The sequence below is a fragment of the Bradyrhizobium sp. 26S5 genome, assembly GCF_036923295.1.
GTDB classification, from domain to species: domain Bacteria; phylum Pseudomonadota; class Alphaproteobacteria; order Rhizobiales; family Xanthobacteraceae; genus Bradyrhizobium; species Bradyrhizobium septentrionale.
Genome location: NZ_CP145948.1, coordinates 2,062,245 through 2,084,344 on the forward strand (window position 1 = coordinate 2,062,245; position 22,100 = coordinate 2,084,344).

Annotated in this window: 15 protein-coding genes and 2 pseudogenes; 14 read left to right on the top strand and 3 right to left on the bottom strand. The window is 62.4% G+C overall.

Annotated elements, in window-relative coordinates:
• The first annotated feature begins 44 nt into the window (after positions 1–44).
• From V5279_RS09745 to V5279_RS09780, 8 genes are all read left to right on the top strand, one after another.
• Entirely contained in the window at positions 45–212 is a 168-nt protein-coding gene (locus tag V5279_RS09745; RefSeq protein WP_166214175.1) for a hypothetical protein, read from the top strand.
• Between the two features lie 183 nt (positions 213–395).
• The gene (locus V5279_RS09750; protein WP_166303128.1) at positions 396–2,066 is read left to right on the top strand and encodes an aromatic/alkene/methane monooxygenase hydroxylase/oxygenase subunit alpha; all 1,671 of its coding nucleotides are present in this window, start codon (positions 396–398) and stop codon (positions 2,064–2,066) included.
• Positions 2,067–2,162: 96 nt separating this feature from the next.
• Positions 2,163–3,206, top strand: a complete 1,044-nt coding sequence (locus tag V5279_RS09755) for an NADH:ubiquinone reductase (Na(+)-transporting) subunit F (protein ID WP_414645942.1) — start codon at positions 2,163–2,165, stop codon at positions 3,204–3,206.
• Positions 3,207–3,255: 49 nt separating this feature from the next.
• A complete protein-coding gene (locus V5279_RS09760) occupies positions 3,256–4,359 on the top strand; it encodes an aromatic/alkene monooxygenase hydroxylase subunit beta (RefSeq protein WP_338696799.1) in 1,104 nt (367 codons plus the stop codon).
• Positions 4,360–4,403: 44 nt separating this feature from the next.
• Positions 4,404–4,760, top strand: a complete 357-nt coding sequence (locus V5279_RS09765) for an MmoB/DmpM family protein (RefSeq protein WP_029085595.1) — start codon at positions 4,404–4,406, stop codon at positions 4,758–4,760.
• A 113-nt stretch (positions 4,761–4,873) separates the two neighbouring features.
• Entirely contained in the window at positions 4,874–5,917 is a 1,044-nt protein-coding gene (locus tag V5279_RS09770) for an amidohydrolase family protein (protein ID WP_338696803.1), read from the top strand.
• A complete protein-coding gene (locus V5279_RS09775) occupies positions 5,917–6,711 on the top strand; it encodes an iron-sulfur cluster assembly protein (protein WP_338701096.1) in 795 nt (264 codons plus the stop codon). The genes V5279_RS09770 and V5279_RS09775 overlap by 1 nt, the downstream gene beginning before the upstream one ends.
• Positions 6,712–6,788: 77 nt before the next feature.
• The gene (locus V5279_RS09780; RefSeq protein WP_338696805.1) at positions 6,789–8,417 is read left to right on the top strand and encodes a molecular chaperone GroEL; all 1,629 of its coding nucleotides are present in this window, start codon (positions 6,789–6,791) and stop codon (positions 8,415–8,417) included.
• 96 nt (positions 8,418–8,513) lie between these two features.
• On the opposite strand, the pseudogene V5279_RS47055 reads toward V5279_RS09780, so the two are convergent.
• From V5279_RS47055 to lipA, 3 genes and pseudogenes are all read right to left on the bottom strand, one after another.
• Positions 8,514–9,371 (bottom strand): annotated as a pseudogene (locus V5279_RS47055) (sigma 54-interacting transcriptional regulator); the annotation flags it as partial.
• A 531-nt stretch (positions 9,372–9,902) separates the two neighbouring features.
• A pseudogene (locus V5279_RS47060) lies at positions 9,903–10,496 on the bottom strand (GAF domain-containing protein); the annotation flags it as partial.
• 452 nt (positions 10,497–10,948) lie between these two features.
• Entirely contained in the window at positions 10,949–11,917 is a 969-nt protein-coding gene (gene lipA, locus V5279_RS09790; protein ID WP_338696808.1) for a lipoyl synthase, read from the bottom strand.
• Positions 11,918–12,558: 641 nt separating this feature from the next.
• Here lipA and aceE point away from each other — a divergent pair.
• The 6 genes from aceE to phbB all read left to right on the top strand — a co-directional run bounded on the left by aceE (position 12,559) and on the right by phbB (position 22,006).
• Positions 12,559–15,240 (top strand): pyruvate dehydrogenase (acetyl-transferring), homodimeric type, encoded by a 2,682-nt coding sequence (gene aceE / locus V5279_RS09795; RefSeq protein WP_338701098.1) that lies wholly within the window; start codon positions 12,559–12,561, stop codon positions 15,238–15,240.
• A gap of 24 nt (positions 15,241–15,264) precedes the next feature.
• Positions 15,265–16,830 (top strand): dihydrolipoyllysine-residue acetyltransferase, encoded by a 1,566-nt coding sequence (locus V5279_RS09800; protein WP_338696810.1) that lies wholly within the window; start codon positions 15,265–15,267, stop codon positions 16,828–16,830.
• A gap of 17 nt (positions 16,831–16,847) precedes the next feature.
• On the top strand, positions 16,848–18,593 hold the full coding sequence (gene lpdA, locus V5279_RS09805) for a dihydrolipoyl dehydrogenase (RefSeq protein WP_338696812.1): 1,746 nt from the start codon (positions 16,848–16,850) through the stop codon (positions 18,591–18,593).
• Between the two features lie 48 nt (positions 18,594–18,641).
• A complete protein-coding gene (locus V5279_RS09810) occupies positions 18,642–19,976 on the top strand; it encodes a dicarboxylate/amino acid:cation symporter (protein ID WP_166303155.1) in 1,335 nt (444 codons plus the stop codon).
• A gap of 67 nt (positions 19,977–20,043) precedes the next feature.
• Positions 20,044–21,216 (top strand): acetyl-CoA C-acetyltransferase, encoded by a 1,173-nt coding sequence (locus tag V5279_RS09815; RefSeq protein ID WP_338696816.1) that lies wholly within the window; start codon positions 20,044–20,046, stop codon positions 21,214–21,216.
• Between the two features lie 64 nt (positions 21,217–21,280).
• A complete protein-coding gene (gene phbB / locus V5279_RS09820; protein ID WP_338696818.1) occupies positions 21,281–22,006 on the top strand; it encodes an acetoacetyl-CoA reductase in 726 nt (241 codons plus the stop codon).
• Positions 22,007–22,100: the final 94 nt, after the last annotated feature.

Here is a 22,100-nt window from a genome sequence, read left to right on the forward strand (position 1 = left end):
TTGCATCAAAGGAACAGCCACACATGCCGTCTCCGCAACCGGACATGAGCGAGGAAGCCAGGTCGAAAGACGCTTTCTTCATTCAGCTGGCCGAGATCACGGAGGCCATGATCGCCGCGCACGGCAAGGATTTCGCCACCGGCGCACTGGTTCTCTCGGCGAAATTCGTCGCCGAGGGAAAACCTCTCATCAAGCGAGCCAGCGGAGGGTGACGAGACCGTCAGCGCCGGGAAATCGGGCTGACGTGAAACGACGAGTCAGCAGATCGATCAATCCATTTAACGGACTCAAAGTGAGTTTTGCGGCCGAGAATTTCAACAGTGCGAACCAGGGGTTTTGACCTGGGATCAAAAGCGAGAATGCCGGAAGCAACCCAACGTTCAAAGGAGCTGGAAATGACTGCAAGTCTGACACTGAACAAGATAACCGCGCAGAAAGGCATCAGCATCGCTGAAGCGGCCAACCGTGTGGCGGACCTTGGCTGGACGCCAAGCTACGTGCAGGAGGCGATGACCTTCCCGACCGACTACAAGATATCGAAGACGCCGCGCGACCCGATGAAGCAGGTCCTGCGATCGTACTTCCCGATGCAGGAAGAAAAGGACAACCGCGTCTATGGTGCGCTGGACGCGGCGTTGCGCGGCGACATGTTCCGCAACGTCGAGCCGCGATGGGTCGAGTGGATGAAGCTGTTCCTGGCGATCATCCCGTTTCCGGAGATCTCGGCGGCGCGCTCGATGGCGATGGTCGGGCGGCTGGCCCCCGGCGAGGAATTGCGCACCGGCTTCACCATGCAGATGGTCGATGAGTTCCGTCACTCGACGATCCAGATGAACCTCAAGAAGTGGTACATGGAGAACTACATCGACCCGGCGGGGTTCGATATCACGGAAGCCGCGTTCGGCAAGTGCTATGCGACCACGATCGGCCGCCAGTTCGCCGAGGGTTTCCTGACCGGTGATGCAATCACCGCGGCCAACGTCTATCTGACGGTCGTCGCGGAAACCGCCTTCACCAATACGCTGTTCGTGGCGATGCCGTCAGAAGCCGCCCGCAACGGCGACTACGCGTTGCCGACGGTGTTCCTGTCGGTTCAGTCGGACGAATCCCGCCATATCGGTAACGGTCACTCGATGCTGATGGCGATGATCAACGATCCGTCGAACCATCAGTTGCTGGAGCGCGACCTGAAGTACGCCTTCTGGCAGAATCACGCGATTGTCGATGCCGCGATCGGGACGTTCATCGAGTACGGCACGACCAACCGCGACAAGAACAAGGAGTCCTACGCCGAGCTGTGGCATCGCTGGATCTATGAAGACTATTACCGGACCTACATGCTGCCGCTCGAGAAGTACGGCATCAAGATCCATCACGATGACGTCGCCGCCGCCTGGGATCGGATCGTCAAGAAGAACTATGTCCACAAGACCGCGCAGTTCTTCACGGTCGGCTGGTCGGTGAACTTCTGGCGCATCGAGGCCCAGACCGAGCGGGACTTCGAGTGGTTCGAGCACAAATATCCGGGCTGGTACGCTGAATTCGGCGACTTCTGGAAGTGGCACGCAAAGCTCAGTGTACCCGGCGAAACCAACATCCTCTTCAACAGCGAAGTGGGCTACACGTACCCGCATCGGTGCTGGAGCTGCATGGTCCCGTGCCTGATCCGTGAAGACTTCGTCTGCGACGAGGTCGACGGCAAGATCTACACCTATTGTTCGGAAGGCTGCCGTTGGACCCACAAGGTGGCGTTCGCCGCCGAATACGAGGGGCGGGCGACGCCGGCCATGGGCCGCTTCAGCGGTCGCCGTGAATGGGAAGATTGCTATCACGGCTGGGATGTCGCCGATGCGATCAAGGATCTCGGTTTTGTCCGGCCCGACGGCAAGACCATGATCGCGCAACCGCATCTGCGCTTCGACGCCAAGGACATGTGGACGCTCGATCACGTGCGCGGACACACGCTTGGCAGTCCGCTGCGTGGCTTCAGGGCACTTTCGCCCGCAGAACGCGAGGTCGCGACGGCCGAATATCGCAAGGGCTTCAAGATCAATCCCTGCAACTAAAATGACGACGGGAGGGGCCGCTCCTTGCGGCCCCTCTTGCCGGGGTCGGCAAGCGCTTTGCCGATCGTTCTGTTCAACTGCTATGACAAGGCCCAGATGATGACGGACGTGCGGGTTCACAAGGTTCGTTTCGAGCCAGTGGGTATCGAGATGGAAGTGGAGGAGGGCGAGACCGTCCTTGACGCCGCGTTTCGTCAGGGCATCTCGCTGATGCACGGCTGCAAGGAAGGCCAGTGCGGCAGCTGCAAATCGAAACTCGTCGACGGCGACATCGAGCTGCTGAAGTACTCGACCTTCGCCTTACCGGACTACGAGAGCGAGACCGGACATGTGCTGTTGTGCCGTACACACGTCTACAGCGATATCAGTGTCGAACTGCTCAACTATGACGAAGACCTGCTCAGCCGTTCGATCGCGGTGAAGGCATTTGCCGGGCGTGTGGCTGCGATCCACGCGCTGACGTCGGACATCAGGCTGCTGGAGATCGAGATCGAGCGGCCGATGAAGTTCTGGGCCGGTCAGTATGTCGATCTGACGCTTCAGGATGGCACCATTACCCGCGCCTTTTCGATGGCGAATCCGCCCAGCGAGAGCACCCGTCTCCGCTTCATTATCAAGAAATATCCGAACGGGGCGTTTTCGTCCCAGCTTGACGGGAAATTGGGCGTCGATGACGCCGTGACCGCCAAGGGGCCGTATGGCACCTGCTTCCGGCGTGAAGAGCGCCCGGGTCCGATGCTGCTGATCGGCGGCGGCTCGGGGATGTCGCCGCTGTGGTCGATCCTGGCCGATCACATCGGGAGCGGGGAGCAGAGGCCGGTGCGGTTTTTCTACGGAGCCCGCACGCGCGCCGATCTGTTCTACCTCGAGGAGCTGGCAGCTATCGCGGCGCGGCTCGACGACTTCAAATTCGTGCCGGCGCTGTCGCACGCGGAGGCGGATGACGGCTGGGACGGCGAGACCGGGTTGATCCACGAGGTCGTGCTGCGCCATCTGCGCAAGGAGAAATTCAGCGGCGCCATCGACGCGTATGCGTGCGGGCCGACTCCGATGATCGACGCCGTATTGCCCGTCCTGCAAATGAACGGGGTCGAGCCTGACCACATCTACTTCGACAAGTTTACGCCGGCGGTGCGATGACGGCGTTCAAAAGTTCGTCGCAGAACAGAATGGCAAAAGGGAGTTAACAATGAGCGCGCAAGCAAGCAGAGCAGCAGCGACCAAGCCGGCAGCAATCGTCAAATCCGGGGCGGCGGGGGCCGCAGTGTTCCCGGGCTCCGACAGTCGCAAGTACAACTACTTCGAACCCAAGGGCCGCAAGGCGACCCACTACGAGGACATGACGGTCGACGTTCAGCCGGATCCGGAGCGTTATCTTCTGCAGGACTGGATCATCTCCTTCCCGGACGGAACGCCGACCTATTCCAAGGATTGGACGGCTGCGAAAAGTTCGAACTGGCACAAGTTCCGCGCCGTCGACCAGGAATGGGAGCGCACGCACTATCAGCGCCAGTCGACGATCTGCGGCATGGTGCAGAACACCATCGAGAATGGCCGGAAATCGGGAGCGCCAACCCGCTTCGATCCCGCCTGGGTGAAGATTTTGCAGAACCATCTGGGCGCCTACAAGCATGCCGAGTTCGGTCTCGGCACGTCCACGATGCAGGCGCAGCGTTACGGCTACACGCAGATGGTCAACAATGCGATCCTGACCAACTCGTCCTACAAGCTTCGTTTCGCGCAGGACATCACTCTCTATCTGAGCGAAATCGGCCTCGACCTTCCAGGCTTCGACATTGCCGCCGGCAAGAAGCACTGGCTGGAAGATCCGATCTGGCAGGGCGTGCGCAAGTCGGTTGAGTCGGTGATGGGTTCAAACGACTATCTGGAGCAATATTTTGCGACCAATGTGGTGTTCGAGCCGCTTCTCGGAGAACTCTTCCGCTCAGGCTTCCTGATGCAGGCGGCATCTGCGCAGAACGACTTCATCACTCCGGCTGTCGTCTCCGCCGCGGAAGCCGACTATGAGCGCAATCTCGCCAACACCGTCGAGCTGTTCCACATCCTCGGCACCGATCCCACCTACGGGGCGCAGAACCTTGCGTTGTTCAACAAATGGCTGGGCAAGCATGCCGATCTCGCGCTCGATGCGGCCAATCATCTGCAGCCGATCTGGTCGCAGCCGCGTGTCAAGGTCGCGGCTTTCGCCGACGCGCTGGCGCACGCGAAGAATCGCATCAGGGGCATCGCTGCCGAGCTTGGCCTGACGGTTCCGGCAAATCTCGCGTCGTAACCAATACTGCTTCACATCTTCACTCAATTCTTCAGGAGATCGACATGCTGCACGAGAATGACAACATCTTCAAATCGATGAAGGACATCACGTTCGAGGACACGGTGTCGCATCAATGCGGGGTCACGATGAACGACAGTGTCGAGGCGCGCGCCATTGCCGAGGTCATGAGCCGTCACGACCACATCAAGGTGACGTACATGCCGGCGATGATCCGCATCGATGGCGACGGCAAGATGGAATTCAAGATGGACGAGATTTCGGAAGAGCTCGGCCGGGTCATGACCCCGCATCTCTTCGAGATCTCGACCTCGACGCATTACGGCCGCATGGTGATGACGGATGACAACACCGTCATGCTGTTCGGCGATATGAACGAGATGATGAAATACATCGTCTGACGGCCGGCCTGCGAACAAACCCTGGCCGGCGCGACGCCGGCCGGGCTCATTCGACGACATCAATCGCGCCGCCTCATAACAATACGCCATCCAGCGGGATCGGGAGAAACGCCATGTACAGGACAGCCAAGGGTGAAGAGATATTTGTCATCGATGGGCATACGCATTTCTGGGATGGAAGTCCGGCAAACCAGAAGAACATCCACGGCAAGCAGTTCATCGACTGCTTCTACGCCTACCACTCGAACCTGAGCCCGCCCTCGGAGAAATGGGAGAAGGAGAAGTTCGAGAAATACGATGCCAAGACAATGTTCGACGACCTGTTCGTCACCGGCTATGACGACATGGCGATCCTGCAACCGACCTACCTCACCGATTTCTACAAGAGTGGTTTCAACACCACCGAACGAAATTCGGCGATGAAGAAGAGCCATCCGGATCGCTTCATCCTGAATGGCGCGTTCGATCCGCGCGACGGCACCAAGGGCCTGGAAGCTCTTCATGCGCTGTCCGAGAAGCACAAACTCAAGGGCGTCAAGCTCTACACCGCGGAATGGCGCGGCGAATCGAAGGGCTACAAGCTGACCGACAAGGCGTCCTACCAGTATCTCGAGGCCGCGCAAAAGCTTGGCATCAAGAATATCCACGTCCACAAGGGGCCGACGATTATCCCGCTCAATCGCGATGCGTTCGATGTGGCCGACATCGATGATGTCGCGACCTCGTTCCAGGACCTGAATTTCATCGTCGAGCATTGCGGCTTGCCGCGGCTTGACGATTTCTGCTGGATCGCGACCCAGGAGACCAACGTTTATGCGGGTCTCGCGGTGGCGCTGCCCTTCATCCATTCGCGGCCGGGTTATTTCGCCCACGTGATTTCCGAACTGTTGTTCTGGGTTGGACCGGACAAGATCCTCTACGGCAGCGATTACGGCATCTGGACGCCGAAATGGCTGATCGACAAGTTCATGGCATTCGAGATCCCGGCCGACGTCACCAAGGAGACCGGTTCGGTGTTGTCGATGGAGGCCAAGACCAAGATTCTCGGCCTCAACGCTGCCCGCATCTACGGCATCGACGTCGAGGCGCAGAAGAAGAAGATCCGGGCTGGCGGCGGTTATGCCCATTTGCCCGAAGCCGTTCACGCGCCGAGGTGATGGTCATGAAGCGTGGCGTTGAGGGGAGGGAGCGGCCGAGAAGCCGCTCGTCGGATGACAAGCAGTCCCAGATATGGGCCTGCTTGCAGGGCGTGATGGATCCGGAACTCGACGAGTCCGTCACCGAGTTGAATTTCGTGACCAGGGCCGATGTCGACTCGAAGGACCACGTCGACATCGAGTTTCGCCTGCCGACCTATTGGTGCGCTGCCAATTTCTCATTCCTGATGGCAGACGACATGCGCCGGGCCGTCAGCGCGTTGGACTGGGTCAAGGGCGTCAGCGTGGTCCTGGGTGAGCACATGTATGCCGACAAGATCAATGCGGGCCTCGCCCAGGGGCGCTCGTTCCAGGAAACGTTTGGCGCCGAGGCCGATGGCAGCCTCGATGACCTGCGTCAGACATTCCTCGTCAAGGCGTTCCAGCGCCGCCAGGTTGCACTGCTCAGCCACCTCGTTGCGCTCGGGCAGTCGCCGATGGAGATCGTGGACCTGACGTTGAGGGAGCTGGGTTGCCTGCCGCTCGACGATGCAGGTGAGAAGCTGATTCAGCGCTATCTTGAGCGGCGTGCCGTCGTAGGCCCGGCAAGCGGCGATGAGCCTGCCTTTGTCGATGCGAACGGAGCACGGCTCAGCGCCGACAGCCTTGCCGGATACGTATCGAATCTACGGCGCGTCGGCATCAATGCCGAATTCAACGGCGCGCTGTGCCGTGGCCTCCTTGCCGCGCGGTTCGACCTCGAGACACCGTTCGTACCGAAATCGAGGACGATGCCGGCGTCGCCGGGTACGTAACAGGGCCGTGATGCGGGCGCGCAGCATCGAAAACTCGTTCAGACCAGACGACCTCAAGGCAAAGTCGGGGATTTAGAATGCCGAAGATCATGTTGCACGATGAAGCTGCGCGGGCCGCGCTGGGCCGGGGCGTCGCCAAGCTCGCCAAGGCGGTACGCGGGACGCTGGGTCCGAAGGGCATGAACGCGATCATGGACCGACCGATCGGCACGCCGATCGTGTCGCGCGATGGCGTCAGCATTGCCAGCGAAATCGAACTTGAATGCCCGTTTGAGAATATGGGCGCGCAAGTGTTACGCGAGGTTTCAGCGCGAACCAATGAGGTGGCGGGGGACGGCACCACCACGGCCACCGTGCTCGCCGATGTTCTTGTGCAGGAAGGCCTGAAATGTCTGGCGGCCGGCGCCAATCCGGTCGAGCTGGTTGAAGGGCTGGAGCTGGCGGTTACCGAGACCATCACGGCGTTGCGACGGTCGGCGAGACCGCTGCAGGGGCCTGCCGGCCTGCGGGCTGTCGCGAGCATTGCGGCCAACGACACAACGCTTGGCGACATGGTGGGCGAAGCCTTCGAGCGCGCCGGCAATCACGGAATCGTCGCGGTGGAATTCGGCAACACGGTCGAGACGACGCTGGAAATCGTTGAAGGCATGGCCTTCGATCGCGGCTATCTTTCACATCACATGGTCACCGATGTCGAGAAAATGCAGGTGGTTCTCGACAATCCGTTCATCGTCGTGACCGATCTCAAGATCCAGGCCGGGGAGCAACTCGCTGGTGTGATCTCCCTGATCGAGAAGAGCGGTCGACCTTTGCTGATCATCGCCGAGGAAGTGGCGCCATCGGTCATCATGCAATTGCTGGCGCGTCGGGAGAAATCCAATTTCAAGGTCGCCGCGATTCACCCGCCGGAGTTCGGCCATTGGCGCAAGGCAATGCTCGAGGATATTGCGATCACGACCGGAGGGCGCGTCATCTCGGCTGATCTGGGCGGAAGGCTCGAGAAGGCGGAACTGCACGACCTTGGGTCCGCGCGCCAGGTGCGCATTTCCGCCTCGAAGACCCTGATCACGGCGGGAGGTGGCGACCAGAAGACCATCGCGGCGCGACGCGAACAGGTGTTGCGCCAATACGATGCCGCTCCCGAAAATATCGAGCGGGACAAGTTCCAGGAGCGGATCGCAAAACTGTCCGGCGGCACAGCGATGATTCTTGCCGGCGGCGCGACGCCGGTCGAACAAAAACGCCGGACCCAGTTGATCGAGGATGCCATCAACGCGACCCGCGCCGCGCTCGAAGAAGGCATTGTGCCGGGTGGCGGAGTGGCCTTGCTCAGGATCGGTGCAAGACTCGACGAATTGATCAATCGTCTGGACGGAGGAGCCAGGCAGGGCGCCGAGCTGCTGCAACGCGCGCTCAGTCGGCCGCTTTTCTACATTGCCGCCAATGCCGGCCTGAACGGTGAGGCGGAGGTTGCGAAAATTGCCAAGGCCACGAATGGCCACGGGCTCGACGTGCGCAATGGCGCGGCGGTCGATCTTGTCGAAGCTGGCATCATCGACCCGGTCAAGGTTTGCTACAGCGCGGTTCGCAATGCGGCATCGGTGGCTGGACTGATCCTGACAACGCAGACCTTGATCGCCAAGAAGCCGGATGATTACGATCCGACCGCTGGCCCGGCCCGAGGTGGCGGTGCTGAGCTGCTTTGAACGGAACGGATCATCGGTTCGAGGCGACCGGCGCTCCGTCCATAGCCGGGCACGCTGCGATACTCGCAGCATCCGGTGGTTCGAGGCACTATGGCATCACTCGGGCTTCTTCTGCCCGAGAGCGCGATAGATGGTGTTTCTCGAGACGCCGAGACGGCGCGCGGTTTCGCTGACGTTTCCGGCGGTCTCGGCATAAACCACAAGGATTCGCGCGCGATGGATGTCGTGAAGTGATCCGGACTCAGTTCCGGCGGGGTGAACGATGTTCTCCGCGCTTGCTTCGTTGATGGATCCGTCCGCAGCGGCAAGGCTGAATCGCGCCAGAACGTTGCGGAGCTCGCGGACGTTGCCAGGCCAGGGACGTGCGGCGAGATGCGCAATGTCGGTCGGCGTGATCTCGCAAGTCGGGTCGATCGTATTGAGCAGATGGCGAACGATGGCATCAAAGTCGTTGCGGTCCCGGAGTCGCGGCAGAGTGACCTCGAGCGTATTGAGACGATAGAGCAGGTCGGATCGGAACCGGCCTTCGGCGATGGCCTTGTCCAACCTGGCGTTGGTGGCGGAGATCAGAAAGACATCGACCTTCGATCTGGCGCCGCCGACGGGGCGCACGGTCCAGTCGTCGAGCAGGCGCAGAAGCACCGCCTGCAGCGCGACGGGCATGTCGCCGATTTCGTCAAGGAACAGCGTGCCGCCGTCGGCCTCCCTGACCAGTCCAATCGCGCCGCCGCGCCGCGCCCCGGTGAATGCTCCCTCGGCATAGCCAAACAGCTCGCTCTCGATCAGGCTTTCCGGCAGGGCGGCGCAATTCACGGGGATGAACGCGCCGGTTCGCCCACTTGCCATATGGGCGTGGCGGGCAAGCTGCTCCTTGCCGGTTCCGGTCTCGCCGCGGATCAGGATGGGCATCTTGCGTGCTGCCGCGGTCTCGACTTGACGGACGATGGCCCGGACCGCGGGGTCGCGCGCAACGAAGCCGGCGGCCGGGCTCTGAAGAGACCGCGGTTCCGGCTTTGAATCCTTTCGGGCAGATGATGAGCTCGCGGTCTCGCGGCCTTCAGATTCGGATCTCGATTTCTGGACGTCGCGATGCGTGATCAACTGGCGTCGTCGCGCATGCAGCACCACGATGGCGCCGATGCCGGAGCGCTCGTTCTCGACGAAGTTGACGCTCGCATTGGGAAGCAGCTCCTTCAACCTGATCGGCCACTCGTCGAAGGGAACCGTCTTCAAGAAGCGGGTTGGCGCGTCGTTGCGAATGCCGTGGCGATCATGCTGGAGCGCGTTCAGGGCACGCTCGGTGGCGTGGAGGATCATGCCACGGCGATCAAGCACGATGCATTCATCGTTCGCCCATTGCGATCTCTTGGCGAGAAAGCGGCAAAGCAACTCCTCATGTTCCTGTCGGACCGATTGGGCGAGGACGCTTTCCACGTGATGGCCGACCGCGACGGCCAAGGCCAGGCTCTGCGGATTGAAGGTGCTTGCAGGACCCGAGATATCGACCACGCCAAGCAGTTCGCCATCGGTCGGGTCATGAACCGGGACGGCAGCGCAGGTCCACCGTTGCACCTCCGAGCAGAAATGCTCGGTACCGTGAATTTGGACAGGTTTCGATTCCGCTATCGCGGCGCCAATCGCGTTGGTGCCGATGTCGGCCTCGCTCCAGCGACCTCCGTGTTCGAGATGGACTGCGCGGCCGGCGTCAATGACCCTGTCGTCACCCTGCGTATCGATGATCAGCCCACTCGGATCGGTGAGGATCATGATTGAGTTTGCATCGCGCAGGAATGTTCTTGAATTCTCGAGCGCGCAGCGGGCGGCATGACGGAGCGACGCGTACTTGGAGCGATGGCGAAACAACTCGGCGTCCGCGACGAGTGGCGCTCGCGCACGGTCGACGGTGACGTGATGGTTCCTGGATCGCTGCCACGACGCTGCTACCGATGATCTCAGGTCGGATGACAACGCTCCGCGCTCGACGAACTTCTCCCACGCCGCCAGCACTTCTCGTTGGTCCATCCCGGCTCCTCCGACGTGAAAGATGCCGGACCCGCTCATGACGGGCCCTGCGATCATTCACCTGAATGCGGGGGGTGCCTGCCGCAACTGCCGGTTCGCTCACGCAAAGTCCGACGGTAAGACCCTTCCAGGCCGCCGTGACGGCGCCTGAATCGAATTCCCTACCCGTCGCACCCGCAGTGAAGACGATCGCGCCTTCCGATCAAACAACCCTTCAGCGTCCCACGTCCCCAACGTCCCAGGCTTTTCTCCCAAGCCCGTTGACCAGATCAGCCTATACGTTTTGAATGGTTCTAGCAAAGGTGGCGATCGAAGTTCCGCTGGGCCGCGGCTCGATGTGTTCGAAAGTCCGGGCCAGGGCCCGCTGCAGTGCGGCGCAGCATCCGGGAAAAGGCGGTAACGCTCCCCCTACCAAATATGTGCGCAAAGGCGCGCTGGGACCTCGTCGCCGACCAGTTGTCGGGAATCCTTCCATCAAATGCGATGCGCCGTTCGATCGCAGCCAGTGGCTAGCGATGTCTGCGCTCACGCAATTTGCGGAAGTCGTCGCCTGCGTGGTGCGAGGAGCGCGTCAGCGGGGTGGCCGAGACCATCAGGAAGCCCTTGGCAAACGCGGTCTTCTCATAGGCTTCGAATTCGTCAGGCGGCACGAAGCTGACGACGGGATGGTGCTTGCGCGTCGGTTGGAGATACTGGCCGATGGTCAGGAAATCGACGTCGGCGGAGCGCAGATCGTCCATCAGTTGCAGCACCTCGCTGCGGTCTTCGCCGAGGCCGACCATGATCCCCGACTTGGTGAAGATCCGTGCGTCGAGTTCCTTCACGCGCTGCAGCAGCCGGACCGAATGGAAATAGCGCGCGCCCGGGCGCACCGTCAGATACTTCGACGGCACCGTCTCCAGATTGTGGTTGAACACGTCAGGGCTCGCCGCAACAACGATTTCGAGCGCGCCACTCTTGCGCAGAAAATCCGGGGTGAGGATTTCGATCGACGTGCCGGGACTGGTTGCGCGAATGGCGGCAATGGTCGCAGCGAAATGGACGGCGCCGCCGTCGGCCAGATCGTCGCGATCGACCGAGGTGACGACCACGTGCTCCAGTCCCAACTTGGCCACTGCTTCGGCGACCTTGCTGGGCTCATCGGCGTCGAGCGGACCGGGCAGGCCGGTTCGCACATTGCAGAAGGCGCAGGCGCGCGTGCAGGTGTCGCCCATGATCATGAAGGTCGCGTGCTTCTTCGTCCAGCATTCGCCGATGTTGGGACAACCGGCTTCCTCGCAGACGGTCACGAGCTTGTTCTCGCGCACGATGCGCCGCGTCTCGGCCCATTGGGCCGAGCCGGGCGCCTTCACGCGGATCCATGCCGGCTTGCTCTGCAGCGGTGTGTCGGGGCGGTTGGCTTTTTCGGGATGGCGCGGCCTATCGGCCCGCAGCTTCGTGCGCGGATCGTTGTTGAGGAGATCGAGTATCACTGTCATGCGCCCCAACCTCGTGGTGTGCGAGAGCCGACCATGCCAGCGACCCCGCTCAAACCGTGCGACACGTTCCGAATTGCGCATGCCATCGCGCGATGAGAACGCCGATGCGCGCTTGATCGCAGACATTCAGTCATCGAGGCGAAGCTCGTCAACTTGAATTTGTCGTTCCGCGCTGCTGTCGGTTGGTGACCGCGTGCGGCCTGTGCGGAGAAGCTCTCGCTCCGCGTGCGCAGGGCGGTTTGACGGCATCGTCCCCGATCTTCGGACGCCTCGACCAGCACAATCCGAGATTTCGGATGATCGCTCCGCCCGGTTTTCCGGACCTTCAGACGGATCCGATCCCGACGCGGTGGCGGGTGCACTGGCATGCACGGCAAAGCCAAGCAAACTGAACGACATCGCTGTGATCGACCGGGCATTTCACGGTCTGGCACGAATGCTGCTTGGGTACCTGCCAAAAGGAGCAACAGCTCCAGAACATACAGTGCGAGGGGACGTTCAGATGCCAACCAACACTCAGCTCACCGCCTAACGCGACCGGGACATCGCCGGTTCGCATTGCGTGCTTCCGCATGAACGCGGGTCGCAATGAACGCGGGCGTGCAACTTCGGCTTGGCATGCAATGGAGAAGACAATGACGATGGCGGACGCTCACGATCAGGATCCGCAGGAAACCCGGGACTGGCTTGATGCCTTGTCGGCGGTCCAGGGGCATCGCGGCAATGAACGCGCCGAGTTCGTCGTCAATGCGATGCTCGAGGCGGCGCGCCGCGGCGGCCTTCAGATCGAGCAGTCGCTGACGACGCCCTATTGCAACACAATCCCGCTGGACCAGCAGCCGGCGCTGCCCGGCGACCGCGCGATCGAGCACAAGCTTCGCTCCATCATCCGCTGGAACGCCCTTGCGATCATTCTGCGCGCCAACAAGGAAAGCTCGGAGCTCGGCGGCCATATCGCGAGCTTCCAGTCGGCTGCCACACTCTATGACATCGGCTTTGGCCATTTCTGGCACGCGCCGACCGATGCTCATGGCGGCGACCTGATTTTTGTCCAGGGGCACTGCTCGCCCGGCATCTACGCGCGCGCCTTCCTCGAAGGACGATTGAGCGAGGAGCAGCTGCTCAGCTTCAGGCAGGAGACCAGCGGCAAGGGATTGTCGAGCTATCCGCATCCCTGGTTGATGCCGGACTTCTGGCAGTTCCCGACGGTGTCGATGGGGCTCGGGCCCTTGATGGCGATCTATCAGGCGCGCTTCCTGAAATATCTCGAGAACCGCAAGCTGGCCGATACGTCCAACCGCAAGGTCTGGGCGTTCATGGGCGACGGCGAAACCGACGAGCCGGAATCGCTCGGCGCGATCTCGCTCGCCGGTCGCGAGAACCTCGACAATCTGATCTTCGTCATCAATTGCAACCTTCAGCGGCTCGATGGACCCGTTCGCGGCAACGGCAAGATTGTGCAGGAGCTCGAAAGCATCTTTCGCGGTGCGGGCTGGAACGTCATCAAGGTGCTGTGGGGCTCGGGGTGGGACCGCCTGCTGCAAAAGGACAAGAGCGGGCTGCTGCTCAGGCTCATGGAGGAATGCGTCGACGGCGAATACCAGGACTTCAAGAGCAAGAGCGGCGCTTACATTCGCGAACACTTCTTCGGCAAGTATGAGGAAACGAAACAGCTCGTCGCTGATATGAGCGACGACGATATCTGGCAGCTCGCGCGCGGCGGCCATGATCCCGAGAAGGTCTTTGCCGCTTACACCGCGGCCGTGAACCACAAGGGCCAGCCGACGGTCATTCTGCCGAAGACCGTCAAGGGCTACGGCATGGGCGAATCCGGCGAAGGCCAGATGATCGCCCATCAGGCCAAGAAGATGACGCAGGACGCGCTGCGCGGTTTCCGTGACCGCTTCCAGGTGCCGGTCTCCGACGCCGATTTGGCCAAGGTGCCTTTCCTCCGGCTGCCGGAAGATAGCCCGGAAATGAAGTATTTCCGGGCACAGCGCGAAAAGCTCGGCGGCTACCTGCCGCAACGCCGGCGCAAATCCGCGTCCTTGCAAATTCCCCCGCTCTCGACGTTCCAGCGGCTGCTCGAAAACACCGGCGACCGCGAGATCTCGACCACGATGGCGTTCGTGCAGTTGCTCGGCGCCCTCGTGCGCGACAAGGCGATCGGCAAGCACATCGTGCCGATCGTGCCGGACGAATCCCGCACCTTCGGCATGGAGGGTATGTTCCGGCAACTCGGCATCTATTCGTCTGTCGGTCAGCTCTACAGGCCGCAGGATGCCGATCAGCTGATGTACTATCGCGAGGACAAGAGCGGGCAGGTCTTTCAGGAAGGCATCAACGAAGGCGGCGCGATGTCGAGCTGGATTGTCGCCGCGACGTCCTACTCGACCAACAACGTGCCGATGATCCCGTTCTACATCTACTACTCAATGTTTGGCTTGCAGCGGGTCGGCGACCTCGCCTGGCTCGCAGGCGACATGCGCGCCCGGGGCTTCCTGCTCGGCGGCACGGCCGGCCGTACCACGCTGAACGGCGAAGGCCTGCAGCATGAGGACGGCCACAGCCACGTGCTCGCCGCCACCATCCCGAACTGCATCTCCTACGATCCGACCTTCGCCTATGAAGTCGTGACCATCGTCCGCGAAGGCATGCGTCGCATGTATGAGGCGCAGGAGGACGTCTACTACTACATCACCCTGATGAACGAGAATTATCAGCACCCGGCGCTGGCTGACGCAGGCACGGGCGCCGAGGAGGGAATTCTCAAAGGCCTCTACCTCCTGAAGAACGGCGGCGAGACCGCGAAAAAGGGACTGCGCGTCCAGCTCGTCGGCTCGGGCACGATCCTGCGCGAGGTGATCGCGGCGGCCGATCTGCTCAAGGCGGACTTCGGTGTGACCGCGGACGTCTGGAGTGCAACCAGCTTCAACGAACTGCGTCGTGACGGTATGGCGGCGGAACGCTGGAACCTGCTGCATCCGACCGAGCCGCGCCGCAAGAGCTGGGTGGAAGCGCAGCTCGAAGGGCATCCGGGGCCGGTCGTGGCTTCGACCGACTACATGCGCAACTACCCCGACCAGATCCGGGAATATGTGCAGGCGGCCGGCCGCCGCTACGTCGTGCTCGGCACCGACGGGTTCGGCCGCAGCGACTATCGCGTCAAGCTCCGGAAATTCTTCGAGGTCGACCGCCACTATGTCGCCGTCGCGGCACTCAAGGCGCTCGCCGATGAGGGAACGATCAAGCCCGCAATCGTCGTCGAGGCCATCGCCAAATACCAGATCGATGCCGGGCGCGCCGCGCCGTGGACCGTGTGAGGCAGGGGAGCCGAGGGCAGAGCGATGAGTGGTCTGATCGACATCAAGGTTCCCGATATTGGTGACTTCAAGGACGTCCCGGTCATCGAGGTCTTCGTCAAGCCGGGCGACAAGGTGAAGGCCGAGGATCCGCTGGTCGCGCTGGAGTCCGACAAGGCGACCATGGAGGTGCCGTCGCCGCGCGATGGCGTGGTGAAGTCAGTGGTCGTCAAGGTTGGCGACAAGGTAAGCGAAGGCGTGGTGATCGTTAAGTTCGAAGGTGCGGGCGCCGAGCAGGCCGAAACGCGCCCCGTCGTCAGCGCGCCGCCTTCGCCCGTCAGCGCCCCGGCGGGTATCGCCGAGGTCCGTGTCCCCGACATCGGCGACTTCAAGGACGTTCCGGTCATCGAGATCTTCGTCAAGCCCGGCGACAGCGTCAAAGCTGAGGATCCGCTGATCGCGCTCGAGTCGGACAAGGCGACAATGGAAGTGCCGGCGCCGCTCTCGGGCACCGTGCGCGAGATCAAGGTGAAGACCGGTGACAAGGTCAGCGAAGGCGCGATCATTCTCGTGCTTGCGACCAGCGATGCATCCGCCGCGGCCAGCCCTGCCGCGGCTGCGCCGGCACCGGCAGCATCGGCACCCGCCGCTGCCGTGGCGCAGGCCGGCGGGGTCGACGAGAAGGCCTTTGCGCTTGCCTATGCCGGCCCCGCGGTCCGTAAGCTGGCGCGCGAGATGGGTGTCGATCTCGGCAAGGTAAAGGGCTCGGGCAATCATGGCCGCATCCTGCGCGAGGATGTCGAGACCTTTGCCAAGGGCGGAGCATCAGCCGCCAAGCCGCAGGCTGCGGCGGCAAGCGGAGGCGGCGTCGGTGGCATCGACCTGCTGCCCTGGCCCAAGGTCGATTTCGCGAAATTCGGGCCGGTCGAGCGCAAGGAGCTCGGCCGCATCAAGAAGATTTCGGCCGCTAATTTGCACCGCAACTGGGTCGTCATTCCGCACGTCACGACCCATGACGAGGCCGATATCACCGATCTCGAGCAATTCCGGGTGAAGATGAACAAGGAGCTGGAGAAGAGCGGCGTCAAGCTCTCGCTGCTGCCCTTCATGGTGAAGGCGGCGGTCGCGACGCTGCAGAAATTCCCGGAGTTCAATGCCAGTCTCGACGGCGACACGCTGGTCTACAAGAACTACTGGCACATCGGGTTCGCCGCGGACACGCCCAACGGCCTGATGGTGCCGGTGATCCGCGATGCCGACAAGAAATCGGTGCCGGAGATCGCCAACGAGATGAACGCGCTCGCCAAGCTGGCGCGCGAGGGCAAGATCAAGCCGGACCAGATGCAGGGCGGCACCTTCTCGATCTCGTCGCTGGGCGGCATCGGCGGCATCTACTTCACGCCGATCATCAACGCGCCGGAAGTCGCGATCATGGGCGTCTGCAAGGGATACTGGAAGCAGCATTCGCCTGACGGCAAGACCTGGACCTCGCGCCTCACTCTGCCGCTGTCGCTGTCCTGGGATCACCGCGTCATCGACGGCGCGGCCGCCGCACGCTTCAACGTCTACTTCGCCAATGTGCTCGCTGATCTGCGGCGCGTGTTGTTCTGAGATCGGGGGAGAGCAGCATGGCTCAGCAGATCGAAGTGAAGGTGCCCGATATCGGCGACTTCAAGGACGTCGCCGTCATCGAGGTCATGGTGAAGCCCGGCGAGACCGTCGCGGTCGATACCAGCCTGATCATGGTCGAGTCCGACAAGGCATCCATGGAGATCCCGTCCTCGCACGCCGGCGTCGTCAAGGAAGTCAGGGTCAAGGTCGACGACAAGGTGAGCGAAGGGTCGACGATCCTCGTGCTGGAGACCTCGGGCGCCGTGGCTGCGCCGGCACCCGGGCCCACATCGCAGCCGGCCGCCGCGCCGCCGCCGGTTGCGCCCGCCGCGGCGTCCTATTCCGGCAAGGCGGAGATCGAATGCGACATGCTGGTGCTGGGCGCCGGTCCCGGCGGCTATTCGGCCGCCTTCCGCGCCGCCGATCTCGGCATGAAGACCGTGCTGGTCGAGCGTTACGACACGCTCGGCGGCGTGTGTCTTAACGTCGGCTGTATCCCGAGCAAGGCGCTGCTGCATACGGCATCCGTCGTCGACGAGGTGAAGCATCTCCCGGACCACGGGATTTCGTTTGGCGCGCCGCAGATCGACCTCGGCAAGCTGCGCTCCTTCAAGGAAGGCGTGATCAAGAAGCTGACGGGCGGGCTCGCCGGGATGGCGAAGGCCCGCAAGGTCGAGGTGGTGACCGGCGTCGGCGCGTTCCTCGATCCGCATCATCTCGAGGTTGCCGTGGCAGGCGGCAAGAAGACGATCAAATTCGCCAGGGCGATCATCGCCGCCGGCAGCCAGTCCGTGAAGCTGCCGTTCCTACCCGAGGATTCGCGCATCGTCGATTCGACCGGCGCGCTCCAGCTGAAGTCGATCCCGAAGCGCATGCTGGTGATCGGCGGCGGCATCATCGGGCTCGAAATGGCGACGGTGTATTCTACCCTTGGCGCGCGCATCGACGTCGTCGAGATGCTCGACGGCCTGATGCAGGGCGCCGACCGTGACCTGGTCAAGGTCTGGGACAAGATGAACGCCGGTCGCTTCGACAAGGTGATGCTGAAGACCAAGACGGTCGGCGGGAAGGCCACCGAAGCCGGGATCGAGGTCAGCTTCGAAGGCGAGCAAGCCCCCGCCGGACCGCAGCTCTATGACCTCGTCCTGGTGTCGGTCGGCCGCAGCCCGAACGGCAAGAAGATCGGCGCCGACAAGGCCGGTGTCGCGGTCACGGATCGCGGCTTCATCGACGTCGACAGGCAGATGCGCACCAACGTGGCGCACATCTTCGCCATTGGCGACGTCGTGGGGCAGCCGATGTTGGCGCACAAGGCTGTGCATGAAGGTCATGTGGCGGCCGAAGTGGCCCATGGCGAGAAGTCGTATTTCGATGCGCGGCAGATTCCGTCCGTTGCCTACACCGATCCCGAAGTGGCCTGGGCCGGCAAGACCGAGGAGCAGTGCAAGGCCGAGGGCATCAAGTTCGGCAAGGCGGTCTTTCCCTGGGCGGCCTCCGGCCGGGCCATTGCCAACGGACGCGACGAGGGCTTCACCAAGCTGCTGTTCGACGCGGCGACCCATCGGGTGATCGGCGGCGGGATCGTCGGCACGCACGCGGGCGATCTGATCAGCGAGGTCTGCCTTGCGATCGAGATGGGATGCGAGCCTGCGGATATCGGCAAGACCATTCATCCGCACCCGACGCTCGGCGAGTCCATCGGCATGGCGGCGGAGGTCTTTGAGGGCCATTGCACCGATCTGCCGCCACAGAAGAAGAAATGACGTTTGCCTGCCGATACGCAGGCACAGAGAGATCAGGGAGAAGACACAATGTCTGCAGCGACCACTGCGACGTCCGGAACGTTGCCTGTCACGCAGAAGAAGCCGTTTTACCGGATTCTGTACGTTCAGGTGCTCGCGGCGATCGTGCTCGGCGTGATTGTCGGCTGGCTCTGGCCTGATCTCGCCAAGAACGACTGGATCAAGGCGATGGGCGACGGCTTCGTCAAGCTCATCAAGATGGCGATTGCGCCGATCATCTTCTGCACGGTGGTTTCGGGGATCGCCCACATTTCCGAAGTGAAGAAAGTGGGTCGCGTCGCGATCAAGTCGCTGGTCTATTTCGAGGTCGTCTCGACCTTTGCGCTTGCGCTGGGCCTGATCGTCGCCAACGTGCTGCGGCCGGGCGCGGGCTTCCAGGGCCAGTCGAACGCCGCCGCGGTCGCCGGCTATGCCAAGCAGGCGAGCGAGATGAAGTCGGTGGACTTCGTCCTGCACATCATTCCGGACACCGTGGTCGGAGCGTTCGCCCAAGGCGAAATCCTGCAGGTGCTGCTGTTCGCCATCCTGTTCGGCTTCGCGCTGATGGGGCTCGGCGAACGGGCTCACACGGTCCGTTCGATGATCGACGACGTCGCGCATGCGATGTTCGGCGTCATCTCGATCGTCGTCAAGGTCGCGCCGATCGGCGCTTTTGGCGCCATGGCCTACACGATCGGCCGCTACGGTCCCCAGGCGCTCGGCAATCTCGCCGGTCTGATCGCGACCTTCTATCTCACCGCGCTGCTGTTCGTGGTCGTCGGGCTCGGCATCATCGCCCGCATCGCCGGCTTCTCCATCTTCAAGTTCCTCAAATACATCAAGGACGAGCTGCTGATCGTGCTCGGCACGTCATCCTCGGAAAGCGCGCTGCCGCAGCTGATGGAAAAGCTGGAGCGTCTCGGCTGCTCCAAGTCGGTCGTTGGCCTTGTCGTGCCCACCGGCTACTCCTTCAACCTCGACGGCACCAACATCTACATGACCTTGGCGACGCTGTTCATCGCCCAGGCGATGAATGTTGAGCTCAGCTTCGGCGAGCAGATGACGATCCTCATCGTTGCCATGCTGACGTCGAAGGGCGCCTCGGGAATCACGGGCGCCGGCTTCATCACGCTCGCTGGCACGCTTGCGGCAGTCAGGCCGGAGCTGCTTCCCGGCATGGCGATCGTACTCGGCATCGACAAGTTCATGAGCGAATGCCGGGCGTTGACCAATCTGTGCGGCAACGGCGTCGCTTGCGTCGTCGTGGCGTGGTGGGAAGGCGAACTCGACCGCGAGAAGCTGCGCGCCGGACTCGATCGCGACATCGATCCGAGCGACATCGAAGTCGCTGTAACGACGGGCTAGGCGAATACGGAAGGTGGTCGCCGACGATCACCGCCAGTTCATCAGAAATGTATCAAGGGAGTTGGTCATGACGGACGTGGTTGTGGTTTCCGCGGCGCGGACACCGGTGGGCTCCTTCAACGGAGCGTTCGGGGCGATACCCGCTCACGAACTCGGGGCGATCGCGATCAAGGGCGCCCTCGAACGCGCCAAAGTGTCGCCTGAAGACGTCGACGAGGTCATCCTGGGCCAAGTCTTGTCCGGCGGTGAGGGCCAGAACCCGGCGCGGCAGGCCGCGATGGCAGCCGGCATTCCGCAGGAGAAGACGGCGTGGGGCATGAACCAGCTGTGCGGCTCGGGCCTGCGGTCGGTGGCGCTCGGCCTGCAGCAGATCGCCAATGGCGACGCCAGGATCATCGTCGCCGGCGGCATGGAGTCGATGTCGATGGCGCCGCATCTGTCACATATGCGCGGCGGCACCAAGATGGGCGACGTCAAATTCATCGACTCCATGTTGAAGGACGGCCTGCTCGATGCCTTCCACGGCTACCACATGGGAGTCACGGCGGAGAACATCGCCGCCAGATGGCAGATCACCCGCGAGGAGCAGGATGCGTTCGCGACCGGCTCGCAGAACAAGGCCGAGGATGCGCAGAAGGGCGGCCGGTTCAAGGACGAGATCGTTCCAGTCACGGTCAAGACCCGAAAGGGAGAAATCGTCGTCGATCAGGACGAATACATCCGCCCGGGCACGACGCTGGACGCGCTTGCCAAGCTGAAGCCTGCCTTCAACAAGGAGGGCACGGTGACCGCCGGAAACGCTTCGGGTCTCAACGACGGTGCGGCCGCGCTGGTGTTGATGAGCGCCGACGAAGCCAGCAAGCGCGGCCTGGCGCCGCTTGCGAAGATCGTCTCGTGGGCCACCGCCGGCGTCGATCCGGCGGTGATGGGCTCGGGGCCAATTCCGGCATCGCGCAAGGCGCTGGAAAAGGCCGGCTGGAAAGTCAAAGACCTCGATCTTGTCGAAGCCAATGAGGCCTTTGCGGCGCAGGCGATCGCCGTCAACAAGGACATGGGCTGGGATCCGTCGATCGTGAACGTGAACGGTGGCGCCATTGCCATCGGCCATCCGATCGGCGCGTCCGGCGCGCGGGTTCTGACGACGCTCTTGTTCGAAATGCAGAAGCGTGGCGCGAAGAAGGGTCTCGCCACGCTGTGTATCGGCGGCGGCATGGGCGTCGCCCTGACGGTCGAGCGCTGAGCGAGGCCGGGCTCACCTCAACAAGGGCCGGCGGGTGCAAATCAATCAAGATCGGGAGGCAATCATGTCCAGAGTTGCAGTGGTGACCGGTGGAACGCGCGGTATCGGCGAGGCGATCTCGATCGCCCTCAAGGCAGCCGGATACAAGGTGGCGGCAAGCTATGCCGGCAATGATGAAGCGGCCGCGAAGTTCAAGACCGAGACCGGCATCAATGTCTACAAATGGGATGTCTCGAACTACGAGGCGTGCGTCGCCGGCCTGAAGCAGGTCGAGGCCGATCTCGGGCCGGTGGAGGTGCTGGTCAACAATGCCGGCATCACCAAGGACGGCATGTTCCACAAGATGACGGCGGAGCAATGGTACGCGGTCATCAACACCAATTTGAACTCGCTGTTCAACATGACTCGGCCGGTGTGGGAAGGGATGCGCGAGCGGAAGTTCGGCCGGGTGATTTGCATCTCCTCGATCAACGGCCAGAAGGGCCAGATGGGCCAGGTCAACTACTCCGCCGCCAAGGCAGGCGACATCGGCTTCGTGAAGGCGCTGGCCCAGGAAGGCGCGCGCGCCGGGATCACGGTGAACGCGATCTGTCCCGGCTATATCGCCACCGAGATGGTCAAGGCGATCAACCCGGAGATCGTGGCCAAGAACATCCTGCCTCAGATTCCGGTCGGCCGCTTGGGTGAACCGCACGAGATCGCGCGCGCGGTACTGTTCCTGGCGTCCGACGATGCCGGCTTCGTCACGGGCTCGACGATCTCGGCGAATGGCGGTCAGCACGTGGTCTGAGCTGTTCCGGCAACGCGCCGCAAGGGTGACGGCGCGTGCGCTCGACGCGGGCCCGCCTGGCGTCAGCCGAGGGCGAAAATGAAAGCGAGGGACA